21 protein-coding genes are annotated in these 23,805 nt (G+C 73.6%); 10 read left to right on the forward strand and 11 right to left on the reverse strand.

Features of this window, described 5'->3' with window-relative positions; genetic code table 11:
* Nucleotides 1-100 precede the first annotated feature (100 nt).
* From DSM104329_RS18840 to DSM104329_RS18855, 4 genes are read right to left on the reverse strand one after another with little or no spacing between them, the layout of a single operon-like run.
* Nucleotides 101-1,885: a hydantoinase B/oxoprolinase family protein gene (locus DSM104329_RS18840; RefSeq protein WP_259311392.1), complete on the reverse strand. Its 1,785-nt coding sequence runs from the start codon at nucleotides 1,883-1,885 to the stop codon at nucleotides 101-103.
* Nucleotides 1,882-3,963: a hydantoinase/oxoprolinase family protein gene (locus tag DSM104329_RS18845; protein ID WP_259311393.1), complete on the reverse strand. Its 2,082-nt coding sequence runs from the start codon at nucleotides 3,961-3,963 to the stop codon at nucleotides 1,882-1,884. Before DSM104329_RS18845 ends, DSM104329_RS18840 begins: the two co-directional genes overlap by 4 nt.
* 37 nt (nucleotides 3,964-4,000) lie before the next feature.
* Nucleotides 4,001-5,290, reverse strand: a complete 1,290-nt coding sequence (locus DSM104329_RS18850; protein ID WP_259311394.1) for a dihydrolipoamide acetyltransferase family protein — start codon at nucleotides 5,288-5,290, stop codon at nucleotides 4,001-4,003.
* A gap of 8 nt (nucleotides 5,291-5,298) precedes the next feature.
* The gene (locus tag DSM104329_RS18855) at nucleotides 5,299-7,641 is read right to left on the reverse strand and encodes a transketolase-like TK C-terminal-containing protein (RefSeq protein WP_259311395.1); all 2,343 of its coding nucleotides are present in this window, start codon (nucleotides 7,639-7,641) and stop codon (nucleotides 5,299-5,301) included.
* Between the two features lie 107 nt (nucleotides 7,642-7,748).
* Between DSM104329_RS18855 and DSM104329_RS18860 the strand changes: the two genes are divergently transcribed.
* The gene (locus DSM104329_RS18860; RefSeq protein ID WP_259311396.1) at nucleotides 7,749-8,210 is read left to right on the forward strand and encodes an Lrp/AsnC family transcriptional regulator; all 462 of its coding nucleotides are present in this window, start codon (nucleotides 7,749-7,751) and stop codon (nucleotides 8,208-8,210) included.
* Between the two features lie 54 nt (nucleotides 8,211-8,264).
* On the opposite strand, the gene DSM104329_RS18865 is transcribed toward DSM104329_RS18860, so the two are convergent.
* From DSM104329_RS18865 to DSM104329_RS18880, 4 genes are all read right to left on the reverse strand, one after another.
* Nucleotides 8,265-8,921, reverse strand: coding sequence for a peroxiredoxin (locus DSM104329_RS18865; protein WP_259311397.1), 657 nt, complete (start codon nucleotides 8,919-8,921; stop codon nucleotides 8,265-8,267).
* A 75-nt stretch (nucleotides 8,922-8,996) separates the two neighbouring features.
* Nucleotides 8,997-10,136 carry a cobalamin-independent methionine synthase II family protein gene (locus tag DSM104329_RS18870; protein ID WP_259311398.1) on the reverse strand — a complete coding sequence of 380 codons (1,140 nt, stop codon included), beginning with the start codon at nucleotides 10,134-10,136 and terminating at the stop codon, nucleotides 8,997-8,999.
* The gene (locus tag DSM104329_RS18875) at nucleotides 10,133-11,206 is read right to left on the reverse strand and encodes a hypothetical protein (RefSeq protein WP_259311399.1); all 1,074 of its coding nucleotides are present in this window, start codon (nucleotides 11,204-11,206) and stop codon (nucleotides 10,133-10,135) included. Before DSM104329_RS18875 ends, DSM104329_RS18870 begins: the two co-directional genes overlap by 4 nt.
* Nucleotides 11,207-11,214: 8 nt before the next feature.
* The gene (locus DSM104329_RS18880; protein ID WP_259311400.1) at nucleotides 11,215-12,348 is read right to left on the reverse strand and encodes a cobalamin-independent methionine synthase II family protein; all 1,134 of its coding nucleotides are present in this window, start codon (nucleotides 12,346-12,348) and stop codon (nucleotides 11,215-11,217) included.
* 88 nt (nucleotides 12,349-12,436) lie between these two features.
* On the opposite strand from DSM104329_RS18880, the gene DSM104329_RS18885 reads away from it, so the two are divergent.
* The 3 genes from DSM104329_RS18885 to DSM104329_RS18895 all read left to right on the forward strand — a co-directional run bounded on the left by DSM104329_RS18885 (nucleotide 12,437) and on the right by DSM104329_RS18895 (nucleotide 13,920).
* On the forward strand, nucleotides 12,437-13,066 hold the full coding sequence (locus DSM104329_RS18885; protein WP_259311401.1) for a TetR/AcrR family transcriptional regulator: 630 nt from the start codon (nucleotides 12,437-12,439) through the stop codon (nucleotides 13,064-13,066).
* 166 nt (nucleotides 13,067-13,232) lie between these two features.
* Nucleotides 13,233-13,595, forward strand: coding sequence for a hypothetical protein (locus DSM104329_RS18890; RefSeq protein WP_259311402.1), 363 nt, complete (start codon nucleotides 13,233-13,235; stop codon nucleotides 13,593-13,595).
* An 82-nt stretch (nucleotides 13,596-13,677) separates the two neighbouring features.
* The gene (locus DSM104329_RS18895; RefSeq protein ID WP_259311403.1) at nucleotides 13,678-13,920 is read left to right on the forward strand and encodes a hypothetical protein; all 243 of its coding nucleotides are present in this window, start codon (nucleotides 13,678-13,680) and stop codon (nucleotides 13,918-13,920) included.
* Between the two features lie 189 nt (nucleotides 13,921-14,109).
* On the opposite strand, the gene DSM104329_RS18900 is transcribed toward DSM104329_RS18895, so the two are convergent.
* Together DSM104329_RS18900 and DSM104329_RS18905 are read right to left on the reverse strand one after the other, a co-directional pair.
* Complete coding sequence (locus tag DSM104329_RS18900; RefSeq protein ID WP_259311404.1) at nucleotides 14,110-15,180, reverse strand: lysylphosphatidylglycerol synthase transmembrane domain-containing protein; 1,071 nt, start codon at nucleotides 15,178-15,180, stop codon at nucleotides 14,110-14,112.
* A 31-nt stretch (nucleotides 15,181-15,211) separates the two neighbouring features.
* Nucleotides 15,212-16,054: an SDR family oxidoreductase gene (locus DSM104329_RS18905; RefSeq protein WP_259311405.1), complete on the reverse strand. Its 843-nt coding sequence runs from the start codon at nucleotides 16,052-16,054 to the stop codon at nucleotides 15,212-15,214.
* 101 nt (nucleotides 16,055-16,155) lie between these two features.
* Between DSM104329_RS18905 and DSM104329_RS18910 the strand changes: the two genes are divergently transcribed.
* From DSM104329_RS18910 to DSM104329_RS18935, 6 genes are all read left to right on the forward strand, one after another.
* Nucleotides 16,156-16,818, forward strand: a complete 663-nt coding sequence (locus tag DSM104329_RS18910; RefSeq protein WP_259311406.1) for an ABC transporter ATP-binding protein — start codon at nucleotides 16,156-16,158, stop codon at nucleotides 16,816-16,818.
* A complete protein-coding gene (locus tag DSM104329_RS18915; protein ID WP_259311407.1) occupies nucleotides 16,815-19,109 on the forward strand; it encodes an ABC transporter permease in 2,295 nt (764 codons plus the stop codon). The genes DSM104329_RS18910 and DSM104329_RS18915 overlap by 4 nt, the downstream gene beginning before the upstream one ends.
* Nucleotides 19,106-20,530 (forward strand): metallophosphoesterase family protein, encoded by a 1,425-nt coding sequence (locus DSM104329_RS18920; protein WP_259311408.1) that lies wholly within the window; start codon nucleotides 19,106-19,108, stop codon nucleotides 20,528-20,530. Before DSM104329_RS18915 ends, DSM104329_RS18920 begins: the two co-directional genes overlap by 4 nt.
* Before the next feature lie 117 nt (nucleotides 20,531-20,647).
* The gene (locus tag DSM104329_RS18925) at nucleotides 20,648-21,067 is read left to right on the forward strand and encodes a YciI family protein (protein ID WP_259311409.1); all 420 of its coding nucleotides are present in this window, start codon (nucleotides 20,648-20,650) and stop codon (nucleotides 21,065-21,067) included.
* A 3-nt stretch (nucleotides 21,068-21,070) separates the two neighbouring features.
* Nucleotides 21,071-22,330 carry an RNA polymerase sigma factor gene (locus tag DSM104329_RS18930; protein WP_259311410.1) on the forward strand — a complete coding sequence of 420 codons (1,260 nt, stop codon included), beginning with the start codon at nucleotides 21,071-21,073 and terminating at the stop codon, nucleotides 22,328-22,330.
* A gap of 35 nt (nucleotides 22,331-22,365) precedes the next feature.
* A complete protein-coding gene (locus tag DSM104329_RS18935) occupies nucleotides 22,366-22,794 on the forward strand; it encodes a cupin domain-containing protein (RefSeq protein WP_259311411.1) in 429 nt (142 codons plus the stop codon).
* A gap of 16 nt (nucleotides 22,795-22,810) precedes the next feature.
* Here DSM104329_RS18935 and DSM104329_RS18940 read toward each other — a convergent pair whose 3' ends face one another.
* Nucleotides 22,811-23,755 (reverse strand): LLM class flavin-dependent oxidoreductase, encoded by a 945-nt coding sequence (locus DSM104329_RS18940; protein WP_259311412.1) that lies wholly within the window; start codon nucleotides 23,753-23,755, stop codon nucleotides 22,811-22,813.
* Nucleotides 23,756-23,805 lie beyond the last annotated feature (50 nt).

Here is a 23,805-nt window from a genome sequence, read left to right on the forward strand (position 1 = left end):
GTCCTCGGCGCCGAGCAGCGCGATGGTAGACAGCAGAGGCGCGCGGGCAGCAACTCGACGACCCTGTCGTCGAGCAGGGTCTTCGTCAGCCGGCCGGCGCTCACCCCAGGACAGCCCCGGCGGCCGCCCGCTCGCGCGCCGTGGCGGCGGCGTCGAGCTCGAGTGTCGCCGGATCGAGCACGACGCCGTAGTCGCGGCGCGCGTCGGCGGCCGTCAGCAGCTCGTCGCGCACGTCGCGGGCCACGAGCTGGGGGTCGCGCTCGAGCGCCGGCCCGTAGCCGCCGCCGCACGCCGTGCGGAACTCGATGCGGTCGCCCGGCTCGAGCTTGAACGTCGTGAACTTCGACGGCAGGGACACCTCGCTGCCGTCGGCCCGGGTGACCGTCGTGCTCGCGGTCCGCCCGTCGTGGCCGCCGAAGATGCCCTTCGGCCTGTCGAGCTGGCGCTCGGCCTCCGACGTCACCCAACCCTCGCCGAGAAAGCGCGTCGCGCGGACGACGCCGAGCCCGCCGCGCCAGCGCCCCGGCGCGGGTCCCTCGTCGCGCAGCTCGTAGCGCTCCACCCGCACCGGGAAGGACATCTCCTCCTCTTCGATGGGGTTGTTGCGGATGTTCTCCATGAGGCAGCCGATGGAGTCCATGCCGTCCTTGCCGAACCGCCCGCCCCAGCTGGACTCGTTGACCTGGACGTAGACCCAGTAGCGCCGGCTCGCCTCGTCGATGCCGCTGAAGGCGATGACGTGGACCTCGGCCCCGGTGCCGGCGCAGACCTGCTCGGGCAGCGCGTCGGCCAGGGCGAGCAGCACGCTGTCGGCGGCGATCTGGCACGCGCAGAAGCGCGCGTACGTCGCGCGCGGGAAGCGCGGATTGAACAGCGAGCCCTCGGGCGCCTCGACGTGGACGGGGCGGAACATCCCCTCGTTGTTCGGGATGAACGCGTCGTGCGTCGCCTGGTCGAGGAAGATCGTGCGGATGATGAAGTAGGCCGCGATCTTCGTGGAGCCCTCGAGCGGCGAGTTGACCGCGGTCTCGACCTCGGGGTGGCTGCCGGTCAGGTCGACGGTGATGTCGCTGCCGCGCTTGCGCACGGTGACGTTGACGTTCAGCGGGTGGTCGCGGTGCTTGGCGTCGTCGTCCATCCACTGCACGGGCGCCGCGTAGTCGCCGTCGGGCACCTTGGCGATCTCGGCGCGCAGCAGCCGCTCGCAGTGGTCCATCCAGGCGTGCGCCGCGCCGAGGACGACGTCGGCGCCGTACTTCTCCAGCAGCCCCCGGAAGCGCCGCGCGCCCAGCTGCGAGGCGGTGTAGAGCGCCTCGATGTCGCCGCGGTTGAGCTCGGGCGTGCGCACGTTGCCGAACACGTGGCGCATGAGCTCCTCGTTGGGTACGCCGCGCGCCTCGATCTTCAGCGCCTGGTAGTTGCGCCCCTCGGCGTACGTGTCGAACGCGTCGGTGCACAGCCCGGCGGACGCCGAGCCGAGGTCGGCGAGGTGCGCGGTGTCCGCCGCCCACGCGACGAGCCGTCCGTCCCAGAAAATCGGGATCGCGATGCAGACGTCGGCCATGTGCGACGCGCCGTGGAACGGGTCGTTGTGCAGGAAGACGTCGCCGTCATGGATGTCGTCGCCGTGGATCTCGATGATCCCGCGCAGGTAGGAGCCGATCGAGCCGCAGTGCATCGCGGTGGTCTCGGACTCGGCGATCTCCTGCCCGTCGGCGGTGAAGAGCCCGGCGCCGAGGTCCTCGGCCTCGCGGATGATCTGGAAGAACGCGGTGCGGAAGATGACCTGCGCCATCTCCTTGGCGATCGAGCCGAACGCGCCGCCGAGGACGCGCAGCGTCATGGGATCGATCTCCGCGCGCGGGCGCGAGGCGGTCTCGCTCATGCGGGGCTCGTCTCCAGGATGAGGTTGCCGTGGCGATCGACGCGGCACGCCACGCCGGGGTTGACGACCGTGGTGGCGTCGAACTGCTCGACGATCGCCGGCCCGGAGAGGCGGTCGCCCGCGCGCAGGCGCCCGCGGTCGTAGAACGGCGTGCGGGTCGGCTGCGGACGGCCCTCGACGCCGAACAGGACGTCCTGCTCGTGGCGGATGGCCCGGGACGGGTCGCCGTCGCCCGGCTGGAGCTCGGGCCACGCCAGCTCCGGCCGGCGGCCGACGCCCATCGTCCGCACGTTGACGAGCGCCACGTCGCCGGTGAACCGGCGCGAGTACACGCGTTCGTGCTCCGCGTGGAAGGCCTCCTCCACGGTCGCGGCCCACGCCTGCGGGTCGCCCTCGAGTGCGGGGACGCGCACCATCAGCTCATAGCCCTGGTTGGCGTAGCGGCAGTCGGCGAACCGGCGCAGCTCGATCGCGTCGTCGGCGATGCCGTCGCGGTGCAGCTGCTCGAGCGCGGCGTCGTCGAGCGCCGCGTAGTCGGCCACCAGGCGCTCCCAGTCGAGCCCGGCCAGCGGCTGCATCTCGGTGGTCGAGAACTCGTAGAGCGTGTCGGTCGCCAGCAGTCCCAGCGCGGACGTGATGCCGGGGTGCGGCGGGATGACGACACGCGGCAGGCCCATCTCCTGGCCGATGTCACAGGCGAACAGCGCGCCCGCACCGCCGAGCGCGACGAACGTGAAGTCGCGCGGGTCGTAGCCCTTCTGGACCGAGTTGAGCTCGATCGCCTGGATCATCGAATGCGTCACGACGCCGACCGTGCTCGCCGCCGCCTCCGCGACGCTGATGTCGAGCGGCCCGGCGACGTGCTCGCGCAGCGCCTGCTCGGCCAGCGCCGGATCGACCGGCATGGCGCCGTCCAGGAACGACTCCGGGCGCAGCTTGCCGAGGACGACCATCGCGTCGGTCACGGTCGGGCGCGTGCCGCCGCGCATGTAGCAGGCGGGACCCGGCTCGGCGCCCGCGGACTGTGGCCCGACGTGGAACATGCCGGTCCCGTCCACGTAGGCGAGCGACCCGCCGCCGGCGCCGATCGTGTCGAGCTCGGCCATCGGCAGCATCGCGTGGTAGCCGGCGACGCTGGTGTCGAGCAGGTGCTTGATGCGCAGCTCGCCGTCCGGGGCGACGCCGATGTCGGCCGACGTGCCGCCGACGTCGAGCGTGATCACGCTGTCGAACCCGGCCAGCCGCGCCGCCCAGATTCCGCCCATGAGCCCCGCGACGGGACCCGACATGAGCAGGTTCGCGGGCTGGCGGGTGGCGCCGTCGACTGTCGCCACGCCCCCGGCCGAAGTCATCATGTGCAGCTCGGAGCGCAGGCCGGACTCGCGCAGGCTCGCGGAGAGCCGCTCGAGATAGCGGTTCGTCTTCGGCCCGACGTAGGCGCACAGCGCGGTCGTGGAGAACGCCTCGTACTCGCGGTAGCGCGGCGCGACCTCGCTGCGCAGGAAGACGTAGACGCCGGGCAGCTCCTCCTCGAGGATCTCGCGCGCGCGCCGCTCGTGCGCGCCGTTGAGGAACGAGAACAGGAAGCACACGGCGACCGCCTCGACCCCCTCCTCCGCGAGCCGGCGGGCGGCGGCGCGCACGGCGTCCTCGTCGAGGGGCGTCTCGACGTCGCCGTCGGGCGGCGTGACGCGCTCGGGCACCGGCATCCGCAGCTCGCGGCGGATCAGCGGATGGTCCTGCCAGGGGACCTCCTGGTAGATCGAGAAGGTCAGCGGCCGGCGGTGGCGCGCGGTGTGCAGGATGTCGCGGAAGCCGTCCGTGGTGACCATCCCGGCGCGTGCGCCGTTGCGCTCGAGCACGATGTTCGTGGCGATCGTCGTCCCGTGCAGGAAGTGGTCGAGCTCGCCCGGGTCCATCCCGGCGGCACCGATGAGCCGCAGCGCGCCCCGCATGACGCCCTCGGCCGGATCGGCGGTGGTCGTCGGGACCTTCTCGACCCACACGCGGCCGCCCTCCTCGTCGATCACGAGCAGGTCGGTGAACGTGCCGCCGACGTCGACCCCCAGGCGCCTCATGACCGGACCGTATCCCGGATCCAGGACGCCGGCCTGGTCACAGCGCCAGGCGCAGCGGCGTCTCGAGCAGATCGCGGATGTCGGCCAGCAGCCGCGCGGCGTCCGCCCCGTAGAGGATGCGGTGGTCGCACGACAGGGTGAGCGTCATGAGCGTCCGGTCGGCGATCTCGCCGTCGACGCGGGCGAGCACCTCGCGCAGCGCCCCCACGCCGAGGATCCCGGCCTGCGGCACGTTGATGACCGGCGTGATCGCGGTCATGCCGAACATGCCGAGGTTCGAGACCGTGAACGTCCCGCCGCCGAGCTCGTCGGGGCGGATCGCCCCCGAGCGCACGCGGCCGGCGAGCTCGCGGACGTCGCGCGCGATCTGGCCCAGCGACTTGCGGTCCGCGTCGAAGACGGTGGGCACGATGAGCGCGTCGTCGGCGGCCACCGCCACGCCGACGTTCACGCGCGCGTGCAGCTCGAACGCGCCGTCGCGGTAGCTGCCGTTGGCCCGCGGATGGTCGCGCAGGGCCAGCGCGCACGCCTTGACGACGAAATCGTTCAACGAGGGCACGACGCCGTCGCCGGCCGCCTGCGTCTTCAGCTGCGCACGCAGGGCGACCGCGGCGTCCATGACGACCTCCGTCTGCACCTGGAAGTGCGGAACGGTGCTCGCCGACTCGACCATCCGGCGGGCGATGAGCTGCTGCACGCGCGTCGGCTCGTGCACCTCGACGTCGCCGCGAGCCGGGTCGCGCGGCGGCGCGGCGACGGCCTGGCGCACGGGCGGCGCCTCGAGACCGGCGGCGGCCGCCGGAGCCGCCGCGGCCTGGCGCAGGGGCGTCACCTCGACACCGGCGGCCGTGAGCACGTCGGCCCGGGTGATGCGCCCGCCCGGGCCGCTGCCGCGCAGCGCATCGAGCGCGATCTCGTGCACGGCGGCCGCCCGGCGGGCGAGCGGGGTCGCGCGCACGGCCGTCGCCGTGCCGTTGCCGGAGACGGGCGACACCGGGGCTGCGGGCTGCGGGGCAGCGACCGCGCGCGCCGCCGCCTCGCGCCGCGGCGGCGACGTGGGCGGCGCGTCCTCGCCCCCGTCGCCGACCCGGCTCACCGGCGCCCCGACGCGCGCGATGACCTCCCCGACGGCGAGCTCGCTGCCCTCCGGCGCCACGATCTCGAGCACGCCCTCGTCCTCGGCCTGGTGGGTCATCGTGGCCTTGTCGGTCTCGATCTCGACGAGGTCCTCGCCCGCCGCGACGGGCCGGCCGTCCTCGATCAGCCACTTGAGGATCGTGCCGGTCTCCATCGAGTCCGACAGGCGCGGCATGGTGATGTCGTGCATGGCTCGCTTCAGCTGGTGAGGTCGATGGCGGCGCCGACGATCGTGTCGGTGTCGATGCCGAACGCGCGGTAGAGGTCCTCGACGTCGCCGGACTGGCCGAAGTCGCTGACGCCCAGCGACGCGATCGGCGCTCCGGCGATCGCCGACAGGAACGACAGGGTGTGCGGGTGGCCGTCCAGGACGGTCACGATCGGGGCGGTCCGCTCGGCGGGGAACAGCGCGTCGAGCACGGCATCGGAGCCGGCGCCCAGGCCCTGGCGCGCCTGCACCGCGCGGAAGACCAGGTCGGCCGACGTGAGGCACACGACGTCGGCGGCGATGCCGGCGCCCAGGAGCTCGTCGGCGGCGGCCAGGACCTCGGGCATCATCACGCCCATCCCGACCAGCGTCACCTGCGGCGTCCCCGGCGCGCGGCGCAGCGCGTAGCCGCCCGCCAGCACCGCCCGCCGGCGCCGGTCGCGCGCCTCCGGGTCCTCGGGCACCGCCGCGAGGCCCTGATCGACCGGGCGCGTGCTCAGCCGGAAGTACGCCGACGTCCCGTCGGGCCGGCCCAGCCGCGAGAGCGCGTGCAGCAGCGTCCACTCGAGGTCCTGGCCGAACGCGGGCTCCCACGCGACGCAGCGCGGCTGCTCGAGCCCGACCGACGGCGTGGTGATGGACTGGTGCGCGCCGCCCTCCGGAGCGAGCGTGACGCCGGACGGCGTGCCGACCAGGATCGACTGCCCGCCCGCGTACATCCCGAACGACCACGGCTCGAGCGCGCGGTTGACGAACGGGTCGTACATCGTCCCGATCGGCATCAGCGGCTGGCCGTCGCGCGACCAGGTGGCGCCGAGCTCGCCGAGCAGCCCGACGAGGTTGCCCTCCGCGATGCCGAGCTCGATGTGCTGGCCGTGCGTCGACTCGCGCCAGCGCACCAGCGTGTCGGTGTCGTCGGCGAACCAGTCGATGCGGTCGCCGGGGTTCCACACCCCGACCCGGTTGATCCAGCCGCCGAGGTTCGTCGACGAGGCGACGTCGGGGCTGACCGTGACGACGTGGCGCGCGACCTCCGGCGCGGTGTGCGCGAGGTCGACGAAGAACCGCCCGAACGCCTGCTGGGTCGAGGCCCTGCCCGCGTGCGCGCGGCCCACGTCGGCGGGGACCTCCGGGGCGGGGCGCGGCTCGATGCCGGGGCGGGCGAGCCGCTGCGCCGTCGCCCGGCAGACGGCGGCCTCCTCGCTGCCGTCCGCGAACGGCGCCCACGGATCGCCGGTGTCGGCGCCGATCGCCTGCGCGAGGTCCTCCCACTGCTCGGCGGTCAGCAGCGCCGAGTGGTTGGCCGGGTGACCTTCGGTGGGCAGGCTCCACGCCTTGATCGTGTAGGCGAAGATCACCGACGGGCGGTCGGTCACCTCGTCGGCGCTCCTGAACGCGTCGAGCAGGTCGGCGAGGTCGTGGCCGGCGAGATCGCGCACCGCCGCGCGCAGGTGGGCGTCGTCGAGGTCGGCGATGACCCGCCCGACGTCCTTGCGCCCCCGGCCCTCGCCCGGCAGGCGCTCGCGCAGATCCTCGTCGGTCGCGCGCAGGAGGCGCTGGTACTCCTCGTTGGTCATCTCGTCGATGCGCGTGCGCAGCGCCTCGCCGCCCGGCCGCGCGAACAGCTCGCGCAGCACCCGGCCGTACTTCACCGTGATCGTCTGCCAGCCCGCCGCGTCGAACATCGCGCCGATCCGCCCGGCCGCGATGTCGGGCACGACGCGGTCCAGCGACTGCCGGTTGAGGTCGACGATCCACATCGTCTCGCCCAGCTTGGGGACCATGGGGTCGATCAGCGCCTCCCAGATCGCGCCCTCGTCGAGCTCGGCGTCGCCGACGAGCGCGACCTGCCGGCCGCCCTGCGGCACGTCGAAGTGCCCGGCGACGTAGCGGTGCGCCAGCCCGCTCCACAGGGTCGCGGTGGCGCCGATGCCGACCGACCCCGTCGAGAAGTCGACCGGATCCGGGTCCTTGACGCGCGACGGATAGCTCTGCAGGCCGCCGAACTCGCGCAGCCGCGTGAGGTAGGACCGGTCGAGGCGCCCGAGCAGGTAGTTGATCGCGTGCAGGACCGGCGCGGCATGCGGCTTGACCGACACCCGGTCGGGCCCGCGCAGGAAGTCGAAGTACAGCGCGGTCATGATGCTCACGATCGACGCCGACGACGCCTGGTGGCCGCCGACCTTCACGCCCGACGGGGTCTCACGGACCTTGTTGGCGTGGTGGATGATGCTCGTCGCCAGCCACAGCACCCGTCGCTGGACTGCCTCGAGCGTCTCGATCGACGGCTCGCGCGACGTTGTCTGCTCAGGGTGAAGCGAGCCGGAGGCCATGCCCGCACGAAACCACCTCGCACGCGTGAGCGCCAGCAAATCAGGCCGAACGGCCTACGTTGCGCAAAGAATCCGCGTTGGAGGCGTCGATCGGTAGCGTTCTTTGCATGGACTCGCTCGACGCCATCGACGGCCGCCTCCTCGACCTGCTCCGGGCCAACGCCCGCGCCAAGCTCGCCGAGCTCGCCGGCGAGGTCAAGCTCTCCGTGTCGGCGGTCAAGCGCCGCATCGACCGGCTGGAGACGCTCGGCGTCATCACGGGCTACACGATCCGCGTCGACGAGGCGCGCCTCGGCCGCACGCTCGAGGCGTTCGCCGAGCTCACGTTCGCAGGTGACACGAAGGTCGCGGACATCAAGGGCGTCGCCGCCGGCCTGCCCGAGGTCCAGGCCGTCTTCACCACCGCGGGCGACCCCGACGCGCTCGTGTGGATCCGCGTCAAGGACATCCACGACCTCACGCGGGTGATCGATCTCCTGCGGCGCAGCGGCAACGTCACCGGCACGAAGACGCTCATGGTCCTCGACACGTGGACGGCGGGGGGCCTGCCCGACGGCGGACGCGCATGACGGACCCCGGGCCACGAGGCGGGCGCGGGTGCGCCCGCCTGCGCGGCGGAGGCGCTACGGCTGCTTGACGACGCGCAGCCAGGGCCGCGGCTCGTCCCAGCCGTCCGGGAAGCGCTCCTTGGCCTCGTCGTTGGAGATCGCCGCCGTGATGATCACGTCGTCGCCCGGCTGCCACTGCGCCGGCGTGGCGAGCTTGTGCTCGGCGGTGAGCTGCAGCGAGTCGATGACGCGCAGCACCTCGTCGAAGTTGCGGCCCGTCGTCATCGGATAGATCAGCACGAGCTTGATCTGCTTGTCGGGCCCGATGACGAACACGTTGCGCAGCGTCGCGTTCTGCGCCGGGGTGCGCTCCGTCGGGTCGCCGTCCACGTCGGCGGGCAGCATCCCGTAGAGCTTGGACACGTTGAAGTCCGCGTCGCTGATGATCGGGTAGTTCGGCGCGGTGCCCTGGGTCTCGGCGATGTCCTGGGCCCACTTCTCGTGGTTGTCGAGCGGGTCCACGGAGAGGCCGATGATCTTCGTGCCGCGGCGATCGAACTCCGGCTTGATCGCGGCCATGTAGCCGAGCTCCGTCGTGCAGACGGGGGTGAAGTTGCGCGGGTGCGAGAACAGCACGGCCCAGTCGTCGCCGATCCAGTCGTGGAAGCTGATGCGACCCTCGGTCGTGTCGGCTTCGAAATCGGGGGCGGTGTCGCCGATGGTGAGCGCCATGAGTGTCTCCTTCGGGGCGCGGTGGATGAATCTCGGTCGGAATTAAGGATATTAGCTGGTCAAGCGCCCGCTCCCTCAGCCCCAGACGCGATCGGCGACCCGGCGCACGAGCTCCAGCTTCGCCCATTGCTCGTCCTCGGTCAACGCGTTGCCGGCGATCTCCGAGGCGAAGCCGCACTGCGGGCACAGCGCGAGCTGGTCGAGGTCGACCAGCTGCGCCGCCTCCTCGATGTGGCGCACCAGATCGCCCTCGTCCTCGAGCGCCCCGGTCTTCGTCGAGACGAGCCCCATCGCCACCGTCGGACCGCCGGCGGGCACGCCCCGCAGCGCGGCGTAGTCGCCCATCCGGCTCGTGTCGTCCCACTCGACGAGGAACACGTCGTAGGGCAGCGAGAAGAACCGGTCGGCGATCGGGTCGAGCTTCGCGTCGACCATCCACATGCCGCGGAAGTTGCCGCGGCACAGGTGCAGGCCGGTCGTCACGTGATCGGGCACGCCCTGCACGATCATCGCGTCGGCGGCGAAGCTCGCCTCCAGCACGGCGTCGGCGCCCGGTCCGAGCAACGCCCGGAAGCGATCGTCGAGCAGCAGTGGATAGGCCGGGTAGTCGAGCTGCACGTAGGTCGCGCCCGCCTCGATCGCCGCGTCGATCTGGCCGCGGAGGATCTGGCCGAGGTGCATGGCCATCTCCTCGAAGCTCGCGTAGTGGCGGTCGGTGACGCCGGGCTTGAACATCTGCGGCGTCGCGAGCGAGGACGCCGCCGGGAAGGTCACCTTCACCGGGCGATCGGTGAGCGAAGCGACGAGGCGGGCCTCGTCGGCGCCCGGTGTCGCGATCACCTCGAGGCGCTCGGCGACGACCGGCCGCGCCTCGATCTCCACCGCCCCCTCGTCGTTGTGGAAGGTGATCGTGTCGTCGCTCTTGGCCCAGCCGCTCACGGCCTGGTCGAACGAGCCCATGAAGAACGCGCGCCGGAACTCGCCGTCCGTCACGGCGTCGAGGCCGATCGCCTCCTGGCGGGCGACCGCCTCGCGGATGAAGTCCCCGGTGACCTGGGCGATCGCCGCCTGGTCCGCCGCCGCGAAGTCGATGCTGAAGTCCGTCGCGTGCGATTCGGACACGTCGATACCGGTCTCCCGCGACAGCGCGTCGATCAGCCGCTGCGGGCGCAGCAGGCTGCCGACGTGGTCCGCGCGGATCTGGGCCTTGCTCATGTACCGCTCCTCTCGTTCAACACGGCCCGCACCACGTCGCGGTGCTCGCGCATCGTCTCCTGGCCGTCACGCCCGGGCTGGCGCCCGAACCCGCAGTACATCGCCACGCCGAAGTCGTCGAGGTAGCGCGACGCCGTCGCGTGGCGCCGGCGCAGCCCGGGGACCCCGTCGATCGGCAGCACGATCCCGAGGAACACGCGCGTGGCGCCGACGTCGAGATCCGCGAGCGGCCGGAAGAACCGCCTGTCCTCGCTGCGCAGGTACCGCGGGCCGGCCAGGTGCAGCCAGTCGACCGGCCGGCCCGACTCGGCGACGGCGAAGTTCGCCATCCGCACGAGCACGCTCATGTCCTGCGCCTCGTACATGGGCCACTCGGGAAACGTGCCGTAGCACAGGTGGTAGCCAACGAGGACGTCCTCCGGAATCAGGCGCGTGAGCCGCGTCACCGGGCCGGCGAAGCGCTCCCAGCCGCCCTCGGGCGTCCACGCCAGCACCCCCTCGATGTCCTGCGTCTCGTAGGCCAGATCCCACTGGATCGCCAGGTCGGACGGCGGGATCGCCTCGGCGAGCCGCACCAGCTCCCGCGCGACGAGGTCCTCGAACCCGCGCGCGGCGATCGGGTAGTCGCGCGCGTAGTCCGCCTTGAACGCGTTCATCGCGCTCGACGGGAACGGCAGCCCGATCTGGAAGCGCAGCCCATCCGCGATCACGCCCTGCTCGCGCAGGTCGCAGAACGTCGCGTACGAGGCGATCGCGTCGTCGATGCGCGGCCAGCTGTCCCAGTGCAGCGCCTCGACGCCCCCGCGCACCGCGAAGACCGGCGTCTCGTACGCGTGGCGCGGCAGCCCCGTCGGCGACGCCGTCTCCTCCACGACCTCGACTCCGGGATTGGGGCGCGCAAGACGCTCGCGCTCGTAGCTGACCCAACCGCCGCGCGGGCCGGTCTCGCCGTCGGGCAGCGCGAACACCAGGTTGCCGAACAGCTCGGAGCCGGCGCGGAACGCCGCCTCGGTCGAATCCACCGGCAGGCTGCCCACCAGCAGCAGGTCACTCGTCACCCGTGCGGTCATGACCGCATTCAACCCCACACCTCGCGCGCGACCTCGCTGACGAGTCGCAGCTTCGCCTCCTGCGTCTCCGGCGTGAGCCGGCGCTGCTCGGCCGTCTCGCTCGCCGACGCGAACCCGCACTGCGGCGCGAGCGCGAGCCGCTCGACCGGGTGATACCGCGCCGCGTCCTCGATCCGCGCGACCAGCACGGCCGGGTCCTCCATCTGCGTCCACTTCGTCGACACCAGCCCGAGGGCCGCGACCTTGTCGTCGGGCAGGTTGGCCAGCGGCTCGAACCCGCCGGAGCGGTCGTCGTCGTACTCGAGGTGGAACACGTCGTAGCCGGTGGCGCGCCGGAAGACGTGCTCGGAGAAGTCCTCGTAGCCGCCCTCGGCGATCCACGCCTCCGTGCCGTTGCCACGACACAGGTGCATCGCCTTCTTCACCCCGGGCAGCTCGAGTGCGCCGAACTCGACGGCGAGGTCGGTCCCCAGCGCGATCAGCTCGCGCGACGGGATCCCGCGCTCGTCGTACTCGGCGCGCACGCTCGCGTCGCAGTAGACGTCGATGAGGTCGGGCATGTCGAGCTGGATGAACGTGCAGCCCGCCTCGGCCAGCTCGCCCATCCACCGCTTGATCGCCGCCCCCGCGTCCGCGACCAGCTCCAGCGGGTCCGGGTAGGCGTCCCGGGACACGTCGCCCCAGAGGCCGAGCATCATGATCGGGCCGGGCAGCGTGACCTTCAGAGGCTTCGACGTCCGCTCGCGCGCGTAGCGGAACTCCTCCACGGCGGGGCACGGCAGCGCGCTGATCCTCTCGGCGACCGAGAAGGGGATCTGCACGCTCATCCTGTCCTCGCCCGTGTGGTCGTGGAAGCGCACGGTGTAGGCCGGCTGCATGACGATCCCCGTCACGCCCTTGATCAGGAAGTCGAAGAAGATGTCGCGGCGCATCTCCCCGTCGGTGACGACGTCGACGCCGCAATCCTCCTGCAGCCGCAGCGCCGCATCCACCGCGCGATCCTCGATCGCCCGGTAGTCCGCCGGGTCGAGCCGGCCGGCGCGCATCTCCGCGCGCGCGGCGACGAGCTCGTCCGGCCGCAACAACGAGCCGACCACCTCGGCGTGATGAACGGCGGTGAGCGCTTCGGTCTGTCGCTCCAACCCTGTCTCCTCCAAACCAGAGTGAACTCTCTAGAGCACCATCTCTAATCTTTTCCACGGCGTCAAGGCCGAGTCGTACGATCCGCCGGTGGCCGGCGTGCGCACCCCCCGACAGAAGCGCGGACAGGACACGTGGGACCGGTTGCTGGACGCCGCCGAGGAGCTCCTGGCCGACGAGGGCTTCGAGGGCTTCACGCTCACCGCGGTCAGCCGGCGCGCCGGGGTGTCCAACGGCGCGATCTACTGGCGGGTCGACAGCATGGAGTCGCTCTACGTCGCGGTGCACCAGCGCACCGTCGAGCGCCTGCGCCACGAGAACGCGGTCTTCGACGAGGACCCGCCGTGGGCCGGGCTGGGAGCGGCCGAGGTGGTCACGAAGGCGGTGCACGAGCTGTCGGAGAGCTTCCGGCGCCACACCCGCATCCTGCGCACGCTGATCCTGCGCAGCGGCTCGGACCCCGCGTCCTCGCAACGCGGCGCGACGGCCGTCCGAGACGCGGCCGGGCGGTTCACCGACCGCGTCGCCGGCGCGCTCGGCGCGGAGGGCTGCCCGGAGCCCGACGTCGTCGCCGCCACGATCTTCCGCGTCGCGTTCGGCGCCCTGGTCGCACGCATCACCTGGCCCGAGCAGGAGGCGGGGCCGGAGATCTCGTGGGAGCGGTTCGTCGCGGATCTCAGCGAGATGGCGTCGGTCTACGCCGAGCGCCACGTCGCCTGACGCGGCGCTCAGCGCCCGGCGAGCGCGAGGTCGAGCTCGCGCGTGCTCGGTGGCGGCGGGAATCGACGCGTAGTCGCGGCGGGTGAGCTTGCCACCCGCCCGCCCGCGGTGAGAGGATCGGCCGGAAGGCCCGGCATCGGGCCGGGCCACGGTCGGAGGGGTGGTCATGGCTGATCGAGCGTTGGTCCTCACCTGGGGCGCTGTCGTCCGGGGGCGCGAGGAGCGCGCGATGGAGAACTTCAACGAGGTCGTCGGCCTCTACGGGCGCATGCAGCAGGACGGTCGCATCGAGCAGTTCGACGTGACCTTGCTGATGCCCAATGCCCACATGGAGGGGTTCATCCAGCTGCAGGGCTCGGCGGAGCAGCTGGCCGCCGTGAAGGAGGACCCGGAGTTCCAGCGGCTGATGACGGAGTCCACCCTGATCGTCGACGAGCTGACGATCACGGACGGCTACGTCAATGAGGGCATCGCAGCGCAGATGGAGATGTACCGGGACGCGATCTCCAAGGTCCCGCAGGCGACCTGATCGCCGCCGCTCGCGGCCGGCCTCTCCCGGTGGGGCCGCCGCGGCGGATTGAGCCGCCGACCCGCGTGGTAGGTCTGTCGGCGTGGAAGACGACCGCGCCGACCCCGACCTGCGCCGCCTCATCGACGCCATCACCGGCCGATCCGACGGCGAGCTGTCCCGGCTCGCGCACCGCCTGACCCACCGTGGATGGCCCGGAGGGGCCGACCACACGGTGCCGGGCGCGCGCGAATGGGTCAGGCGGTGGGGCCCGGTACGACTGCCGGCCGAGCGCCTCCTCCCGGCCTGCGTGTGCTCGGCCGGGCGCTGCGGCGTCTGCAACTAGTGGTCCGTCTCGTAACCATCGGTCTGAAAGGTGGGTCGTCGGCGCCGCCGGGCAAGGACGCAGACCCGAAGGAATCCCCCTGGGATTTCGAGTGGTCGAGGACGCCGCATGGCGGTGATCGACGGCCCGCATTTCGGGTCGATGGTTGCGAGATGGGCCACTAGAAGAGAGCGGTGCCCGTGGGGGGCGTCATGCTCCGCTACCGACGGCCGGCGGGCAGATGTCGGCGCGCTGCGAACGGATCAGCGCCCGTCGCAGCGACCACAGGGCCACCGCCCCGCCCAGCAGCGGCAGCCAGAACAGGATGACGCGGTAGGCGAGCACGGCGGCGACGGCCGCCGAGGCCGGCGCGCCGTAGACGACGAGCATGCCGACGAGCCCGAGGTCGATGCCGCCGACCCCGCCGGGGATCGGCAGCGCGCCGCCGAGCTGCCCGATGAGGTAGCCCATGAGGATGACCGTGACCGGGGGGCTCGCGCCGACCGCGTGGAACGTGGCCCACAGGACGGCGTTGTCGAACAACCAGTAGCCGAGGCTGCCGAGCAGCACGCCGAGGTCGCGTTCCCGCACGAGGCGCGACGCCTCGGTGAGGCCGCCCGCGAGCACGCGGCCGGTCACCACCCAGGCGCGGCGCACCCGCCCAGCGCCCGGTGCCGGGGCGGGCTCGTCGAGGCGGGCGAGGACGACGACCGCCGCGATGACCCCGATCGCCAGCACCGCGGGCAGCGCGGTGAGCCACAGCGGCTGCGCCGGCCCGACGATGCCGACCGCGAGCAGGGCGCCGATCACGGCGACCGCGACGAAGTTCACGCCGCTCTTGAGCAGGAAGAACGCCACCGAGCGCCGCGCGATCTGGTCGCCCGGCATCCCGCCGCGGTGCAGGATCCAGGCGCCCAGGGCCAGGCCGCCGGCGCCGCTGGCCGGGACGATCGATCCCATGCCGAGCTCGACCCAGGAGATCTCCCAGCTCGTCCGCCAGGACATCGCCGCGCAGAACACGGGCCGGAACATGACCACGTAGGAGCAGCAGGACAGCGCCTCCAGCACGACGCCGACGACGAGCCACGCCGGGTCGGCATGGTCCAGGCGCTCGCGCACCTCGCCGAGCCCGGGGGCGAAGACGACGACGGCCACCAGCGCCGCCAGCAGCAGGACCGTCAGCAACGCCCGGCGCAGCAGCCGCCGGGGCTGGGCCTCGGGCGGCAGATCCTGCCGGACCCGGGACGAAGTGGGGTCGCCGCCGATCGTGCGCGTCACCATACCTGCGCCGGGGCCGCGGACCGTGCTGCGCCTACGGCGACGCGGTCCTCTCGGCGAGCTTGTCGGCGACGCGGTCGGGGATGAGCGGGCGCAGCGCGCCGAGGAGCTTGGCCTCGGCGCCGACGACGTAGCGCGCGTCGGGCTTGTCCGCCGTCAGGGCCTTCTCCACCACCTCGGCCACGTCCTGCGGCGAGCGGCCCTTCTCGTCGGCGCTGCGCAGGTTCTCGCGGAACGCCGCGATGCGATCGCGATAGCGGGCGTAGCGGTCGGCGGGGGCACGCATCGCCAGGCCGTCGAGGTAGGCGATCGCCTTCTCCCAGATCGGCGTGGAGATGATGCTCGGCTCGACGAGGACCACCGGGACGTCCTCTTCGTCGAGCTCCTGGCGCAGCGCGTCGCCGATCGCCTCGAGCGCGTGCTTGGACGCGTAGTACGCGCCGGCGAACTGCGAGGCGACGCGGCCGCCGATCGAGCTCATGAGCACGACCCGGCCGTGCCCCCGGCGGATGAGCGGCAGGGTCGCCTGCGTGACCGCGACCTGGCCGACGACGTTGACGTCGAGCTGGCGGCGCAGGTCGTCGACGGGGAGCAGCTCGACCGGCCCGGACACCGCGATGCCCGCGTTGTTGACGACCGCGTCGAGCCGCGCGCCCCCCAGCTCGCCCTCCACCTCGCCGAGGGCGGCGGCGATGGACCCGGCGGACGTGACGTCGAGGACGATGCGGCGCAGGCGGCCGGAGGCGCCCGCCAGCGCCGCCTGGCCGTCGTCGGGAGCCTCGACCCCGGCGAAGACCCGATGCCCCTGGGCATCGAGGTGCAGTGCCGTGGCCGCGCCGATCCCGCTGGACGCGCCGGTGATGAGAACGGTCAGCATCCCGTCCCGCTACCCCGCCGCGGTGACTGCTGCGCGCCAACCTCGCTGCACCGCCCTCGCCGTGCGGCGCAGGCTCGCGACCGCGGGCCTAGTGTGACGCGATGGACCCTGTCGTGCGTGCACGCGGGCTCGTCAAGGACTACGGCCGCGGCCGCGCCGCCCGCCGCATCCTGGACGGCGTCGACCTCGACGTCGCCGCGGGCGAGCTCGTCGCCGTCGTCGGCCGGTCGGGCTGCGGCAAGTCGACGCTCCTGCACCTCCTCGGCGGGCTGGACACGAGCGACGCCGGGACGGTCGAGATCGCCGGAGAGCGGCTGGACGGGCGCCGCGCCGACGCGGTGCGGCGCCGGCGGGTGGGCTTCGTCTTCCAGGCCTTCCACCTCGTGCCCGAGCTGACCGGGGCCGAGAACGTGCTGCTCGCGGCGCGGCTGCCGGGAGCGCGGCCGGGCGCCCGCGAGCGGGCCCGCGCGCTCGTGACGCGCCTTGGGCTCGACGAGGTCGCCGGCGGCCTCCCCCACGAGCTGTCGGGCGGCGAGCAGCAGCGCCTGGCCGTCGCCCGGGCGGTCGTCAACGATCCGGCGGTCCTGCTCGCCGACGAGCCGACCGGGAACCTCGACGAGGCCTCGGGCGCCGTCGTGCTCGACCTGCTGCGCGAGCTCGCCGGCGACGGCCGGGCGGTGGTCGTCGTCACCCACGAGCGGACCGTCACGGCTCGCGCCGACCGCGTGGTGACGCTGCGCGAGGGCCGCCTCGCGGCCGCATGACCTCTCAGCGCCGCCGCAGGGCCTTCGCCGCGGCCGGCGTCTTTGCCGCGGCGCTGGTCGTCGGCGTCTGCGCGACCGTCGCGTACGCGCTGCAGACCGGGTTCGACCGGTCCGCCCGCGCCGCCGACCTGCCCGACGTGATCGTCCGCTTCGACGCGGCGCGCCGCGCCGCCGTCGACGCCCGGATCGCCACGCTGCCGAACCTCGAGGCCCGCGCGTACCGCCTCGACGTGGACGGCGTCGACCTGCGCGCCGGCGACCACGCGACCCACCGCGGAGCGGTGCAGGTCGTCAGCGGTGCCCGGCGGGGCTACGCGATCGTCGGCGGCCGCGACCTGGAGCCCGAGGGCGCACGGGCCGAGGCGGTCGTCGAGCAGGGCGTCGCCCGTGCGTGGGATCTCGAGCCCGGCTCGACCATCGACGTCGGGCGCCTCGGCCCGCTGCGCGTGGCCGGGATCGCGCGCGCGCCCGACAACGTCGCCTTCCCGCTGGCCAGCGCCGCGCGCGTCTACGTCGGCGCGGCACTGGTGCGCCGACGGGTCGCGGGCGGCGACGGCGAGCTCGCGGTCAACCGCGCGCTGCTGTGGCTGCACGATCGCGGCCGCACCGACGTCACGCTGGCCCAGGCGCGCACCCAGGCCTACGGGGTGCGCGGCGTGTCGTTCCTCACGCGCGACGGCGTCGGGCTGCTGATCGGCCAGGCGGCGGGCGTCGTCATCGCGCTGCTGGTCGCGTTCGCCGTGATCGCGCTCGTCGCCGCCGGCGTCATGCTCGGCACCGCCGCGCACGCCGACGTGCGGCGCCGGATGCCGGCGATCGCGGTGCACCGCGCGCTCGGGTTCTCGCGCGGCGCCGTCGCCCGGTCCGCGGCGGCGCGTTCGGCCGCGGTCGCGCTGCCCGCCGCGGCGGCCGGCCTGGCGGCGGGGTGGGCGCTGGCCGTCGTGCCGACCGGCGACCTGCTGGCGATCCTCAACGAGGCTCCGCCCGGCTGGGCGGCGCTGCCGTTGCTCGGCGCCGCCCTGGCCGCCGTCGTCGCGCTCGTCGTCGCGATCTCCGCCTGGCCGGCCTGGCGCGCGACCGCTCCGCCGCCGGCCGTGCTGCTGCGCGGCGGCGAGCTCGCGCGTTCGCCGCGGCGACGGCTGCACCGCAACCGCGCAGCCACGACCGCGGTCCGTCCGTTCACCGGTCCTCTCGCTCTCGGCCCCCGGCTCGTCCTCGCCCGGCGCGGCCGCTACGCCGGCACCGTGCTCGTCCTCGGCATGTCGGCCGCCGTCGTGCTGCTCATGCTCGCGCTCGCCACCACCCTCGAGCGCCTGCGCGACGACCCCGCGACCCTGGGCAAGCGCTTCTCCCTCACCGTCAGCGCCGACCGGTCCGCGCTGCCGCGCATCCGCGCCACCCCCGGCGTGGCGGCCGCCGCGCCGCGCTGGGTGCTCGAGGCCGCCGACTCCTTCCAGCTGGGCGAGACGCTGAAGGTGGTCGCGTTCCCGGGCGATCACACCGAGTTCGAGGCGCCGCCGCTTGCCGCGGGGCGCCGGCTGCGCGCCGGCGACGAGGCAGAGGTCGGCGCGGGGCTCGCGGACGCGCTCGGGCTGGCGCCCGGGGCGACCCTTGGGCTCGCGCTGCCGGGCGGCGCCGGCGAGGCCCGCTTCCGGGTGGTCGGCGTGGTGCGCGCACTGGACAACGAGGGCCGCGTCGCCTACGTGCGCCCCGCGCGGCTGGGCGCCGCGCTCACCGACCGGCCGCAGATCGCGGTGCGGGTGGCTCCGGGGGCGTCGCGCGACGCGGTCCGCCGGCGCCTGACGCAGCGGATGACCCGCGGCCCGCGGGCCGCCGTCGTATCGGTGGTGTCCGGAGCGGCGGGCGACAGCGTGTCGCTGCTCGGCCTGCTCAGCGCGGTCCTGCGCGTCGTGGGCGGCGTCGTCGCGCTGGTGATCCTCTACGCGCTTGCGCAGGCGCTCGCGCTGACCGCCGCCGAGCGCACGTCGTCGCTGGCGCTGCTGCGCATCCTCGGCGGCTCGGCGTCGACGACCGGCGCCGTGCTCGCGGGCGCCGGCGCCGCGCTGGTCCTCCCCGCGGCGGCGCTCGCCATCGCGCTGCAGGAGCTCGTGCTCGGGCCCGTGGTCTCGGCGATGGCCGCCGGCTACGCGAACCTCCCGGTGCGGGCGAGCGCCGCGCAGGCGGCGGCCGTCACCGCCGGCCTCGTCGTCGTCGCGGGCATCGCGGCGGTCCGGGTCGCGCGGCGGCTGCGGCGCGTGCCGCCGGCCGCCGCGCTGCGGGAGCGGCCGTGAGGCGCGCCGTCCTCGTCGCGCTCGCCGTGCTGATGGCGGCGCTGCCCGGCTGCGGCGCCGGCGATCCGGGGCCGGACGCCGGCGGCTCGACGCTGCACGCCACGCTGCGCGACCCCGACGGCGACGGCGTGCTCGACCGCAGCCCCGGCGAGCCGCTGCGTGACCGCGGCGGCCGCAGCCGGCCGGTGCGCACCCTCGCGACGTTCGCGCAGATCGCCGACGCCCACGTGCGCGACGAGGAGTCGCCCGCGCGCATCCCGTTCCTCGACCGCCTCGGCGCGCCGTTCACCTCGACGTTCCGCCCGCAGGAGGCGCTCACGCTGCAGGTGCTCGACGCGGCGGTCGACGCCGTCGACGCGCTGCACCCCGATGCCGTCGTGCAGACCGGCGACCTCGCCGACAACGCGCAACGCAACGAGCTGACCGCGGCCATGACCGTCCTGCGCGGCGGCGTGGTGGACCCCGACAGCGGCGCGCGCGGACCCTCCGGGCCGCAGCTGAGCACGAACCCCGACCCGTTCTTCTACCGCCCGGGCGTCGACGCCCCGCGCCATCCCGGCCTGCTGCGTGCGGCGCAGCGCCGTTTCCGCGCGCACGGGCTGGACGCGCCGCTGTACTCGGTGCTCGGCAACCACGACGTCCTGGTCGCCGGCGAGCTGCGCCCCGACGCCCGCACGCAGGCGCTGGCCACCGGGAACCGGGCGATCGTGGCGCTCGACCCGCAGCGCCTGCGCGACATCCCGATCCCGCGCGGCGACCGCGGCGGCGAGGGCGGCGTCGGCGCGATCGGCACCGGCACGATCGCCCGCGTGCTGGAGACCGCGCGCACGGAGCGGGTCCCCGCCGACCCGGCCCGCCGCGAGGTCACGATCGGCGAGGCGATGACGATCACCGGGGCGCGGACCGTCCAGGCCTTCGACATCGGGCCGGTGCGCGGGCTGGCCCTGGATCTCGTGCGGCCCGAGGGCGGCTCCGGCGGCCGCGTGTCGGCCGCCCAGCTCGCGTGGCTGCGCGGCCAGCTCGACCGTGCCGGCCGCCGGCCCGTCGTCGTCTTCACCCACCAGCCGCTGCGCCGCAGCGAGGGCGGTGCGGCGGCGCTCGCGCTGCTCGGCGCGCACCGCAACGTGCTCGCGGCGGTCGCCGGGCACAGCCACCGCAACGCGATCCGCCGCGGGCCGGGCGGCGTCTGGCTGATCGAGACGGCGTCGCTGGCCGACTTCCCCCAGCAGACCCGCTTCTTCCGCGTCGTGCGCACCGCGGACGGCGCGACCGCGCTCGAGACGTTCATGGTCGACCTCGACCCCGGCCCGGGCGGCCTCGCCGCGACGTCGCTCGAGCTCGCCTTCCTCGACGCGCAGGGCGGGCGCCCGAACGGCTTCGCCGGCCGTCGCGAGGACCGTAACGCGCGCCTGTACCGCTGACCGTCACCGCACCGGATCCGGGGTCTCGAGAAAATTTCTTCGCCGGCGTGTCGATTTCGCCCGCCCTCGTTCGACGCGCGAGTGAAAGCCCACCCCAACCCCAATCAGGAGGTCCCCATGCGGTTCATGGTCTTCGTCCCCGGAAACGCCGAGTCCGAGGCCGGCGTCATGCCGAGCACCGATCTGCTCGAGGAGATGACGAAGTACAACGAGGAGCTCGTCAAGGCGGGCGTCATGCTGGCCGGCGACGGCCTGCACCCCACCTCGAAGGGCGCCAAGGTGCGCTTCGAGGGCAAGGAGCGCACCGTCATCGACGGCCCCTTCACCGAGGCCAAGGAGATCGTCGCGGGCTACTGGATCTGGGAGTGCGCGTCGCGCGACGAGGCGGTCGAGTGGCTCAAGCGCGCGCCGTTCGACGGCGGCGTCGAGATCGAGCTGCGCCAGGTCTTCGAGATGGAGGACTTCAGCGACGAGATGACCCCTGAGCTCCGCGCCGCCAACGAGCGCCTCGGCGAGCAGATCGAGGGCCGGCAGTAGGCGATGGCGGCCACCGCCACCCATCGGGCGATCGACGCGGTCTGGCGGATCGAGTCGGCCCGGCTGATCGCCGGGCTGACCCGCATCGTCCGCGACGTGGCGGTGGCCGAGGACCTGGCGCAGGACGCGCTGGTCGCGGCGCTGGAGCAATGGCCCGGGTCGGGCATCCCGGACAACCCGGGGGCCTGGCTCATGGCCATCGCCAAGCGGCGCGGCATCGACGAGCTGCGCCGCCGCGTGACGCTCGAGCGCAAGCAGGAGCTGCTCGGCCGCGACCTGCAGACCCTCCAGCAGCTCGACCAGCCCGACGTCCTCGCCCAGGTCGACGAGGTGCAGGACGACGTCCTGCGGCTCGTGTTCATGACGTGCCACCCGGTCCTGGCGCGCGAGGCCCGCGTCGCGCTGACGCTGCGGCTGCTCGGCGGGCTGTCCACGCCGGAGATCGCGCGGGCGTTCCTCGTCTCCGAGGGCACGGTCGCGCAGCGCATCGTCCGCGCCAAGCGCACGCTCGCCCAGGCCCGCGTGCCGTTCGAGGTCCCGGGCCGCGACGAGCTGGCCGAGCGCCTGTCGGCCGTGCTCGAGGTCGTCTACCTCATCTTCAACGAGGGCTATGCCGCGACCGCCGGCGAGCACTGGACCCGACCGGCGCTATGTGCCGACGCGCTGCGCCTCGGCCGCATCCTCGCCGCGCTCATGCCGCGCGAGCCCGAGGTCCACGGACTGCTCGCCCTCATGGAGCTGCAGGCGTCGCGGCTGCGGGCGCGCGTCGGTCCGCACGGCGAGCCGTTGCGCCTCGCCGATCAGGACCGCGCCCGCTGGGACCAGCTGCTCGTGCAGCGCGGCCTCGCCGGCCTGCGGCGTGCGGAAGAGCTCAGCCACGGGCTGGGCCCGTACACGCTGCAGGCCGCGATCGCCGCCTGCCACGCGCGGGCGCCCAGCGTCGACGGAGCCGACTGGCCGCGGATCGTCGCGCTCTACGACGGCCTGGCCGCGCTCACCGGCTCCCCGGTGGTCGAGCTCAACCGCGCGGTCGCGGTGACGATGGCGTTCGGGCCGGAAGCCGGGCTCGAGGTGGTCGACGCGCTTGCGGACGAGCCCGCGCTGCGCGGCTACCACCTCCTGCCGAGCGTGCGCGGTGACATCCTCGCCCGCCTCGGGCGCCCGGCCGAGGCGCGCGAGGCGTTCGTCCTCGCCGCCGACCTCTGCGCCAACGACCGGGAGCGCGAGCTGCTGCTCGCACGCGCCGTCGCGTGCGAGCCGTAGGGTCTCCCGAACACCTCCCAAGCAAGGAGACGGGCATGACGGAGACCATCCGCCTCGGCGGCATCTGGGTGCGATTCCTCGTCGAGAGCGAAGAGGCCAACGGGAGCGCCGCGATGTTCGAGTTCGGCGTGGCCTCCGGCAGCAGGGTCCCCGCGCCCCACAGCCACGACGCCTACGAGGAGACGCTGTACGGCCTCGACGGGACGCTGACCATGACGGTCGAGGGCGTCGAGCACCAGGTCGGCCCGGGCGACACGCTCTGCATCAGGCGCGGTGAGGTCCACGGCTTCGACAACCACGGCGGCACCGACACGCGCACCCTCACGGTCATCACGCCCGGCGTGCTCGGGCCGGACTACTTCCGCGAGATGGCCGAGGTCCTGCGCGCGGCGGCAGGCGGCCCGCCCGACCTCGCCGCCATCGGCGCCGTCATGCGCCGGCACGGGCTCACGCCGGCCGGCTGAGGTCAGCCTCCGGCGCTCACGCGAGCAGGCCGGGCTGGATGACGGCCTCCGACAGTCGCTGCATCTGCTCGAGACGCTGCGGGAAGCGGCCGACGAGGAACTGCAGGCCGAGGTGCTGCACCCCGATGTCGCGGAAGCGCTCGAGCGCCTCGCCGACCTGCTCGGGCGTTCCGCGCAGGAGATCCGGCTCCTGCTCGACCTCCTCGTCGGTGATCTCCACCGACAGGCAGCAGTTCAGCGCGACGTCGTCGGGGTTGCGGCCCGACTCCTCGGCCGTCTGGCGGACGAGGTCGTAGCGCGAGCGCATGTCCTCCGGCGTGATGCGCGGGAAGTACGGAAACCACGAATCGCCGACGCGCCCGGCGCGCCGCTGGGCGACCTTCGCCTCACCGCCGATCCACAGCTCGAGCGGATTGTCGGGGTCATAGGACTTCGGCTGGAACGCGATGTCCTCGAAGTCGTAGAACTCGCCGTGAAACGAGCAGTGCTCCTCGGTCAGGAGGGTGCGCAGGATCGTGATCTGCTCGTCGGCGACCCGGCCGCGCGCCTTGAAGAGGTCGCCGCGGCCGAGCGCGTCGAACTCCTCCTTCATCCAGCCCACGCCGAGCCCGAGCACGAGCCGGCCCTGCGAGAGCTGGTCGACGGTCGTGGCGATCTTCGCCCAGTAGAGCGGGTCGCGGTAGGGCGTCACGAGCACGCTGATGCCGAGCTTGACCTTCTCCGTCGCCCCGGCGAGGAACGCCAGCACGGTGAGCGCCTCGAGGAAGCTCGCCTCCGGCGGGACGAAGAACGACCCGCTCCAGTTGTACTTGTACGGCGTCTCGATCTTCCAGGGGATGACGATCCGGTCCGCAGCCCAGACCGTCGTGAAGCCGAGCTCCTCGGCCTTCTGCGCCGCATGGATGAGCCCGTCGCGGCTCGAGGCCCGGCCTGAGACCGGGAGAAACACGCCAAAGTCCATGCCGGCATCCTAGACAGGCGTCAAGTCTCGCGGCGGGACGGCTCGGCCTG

The sequence above is a fragment of the Capillimicrobium parvum genome, assembly GCF_021172045.1.
In the GTDB taxonomy this organism is placed as follows: domain Bacteria; phylum Actinomycetota; class Thermoleophilia; order Solirubrobacterales; family Solirubrobacteraceae; genus Capillimicrobium; species Capillimicrobium parvum.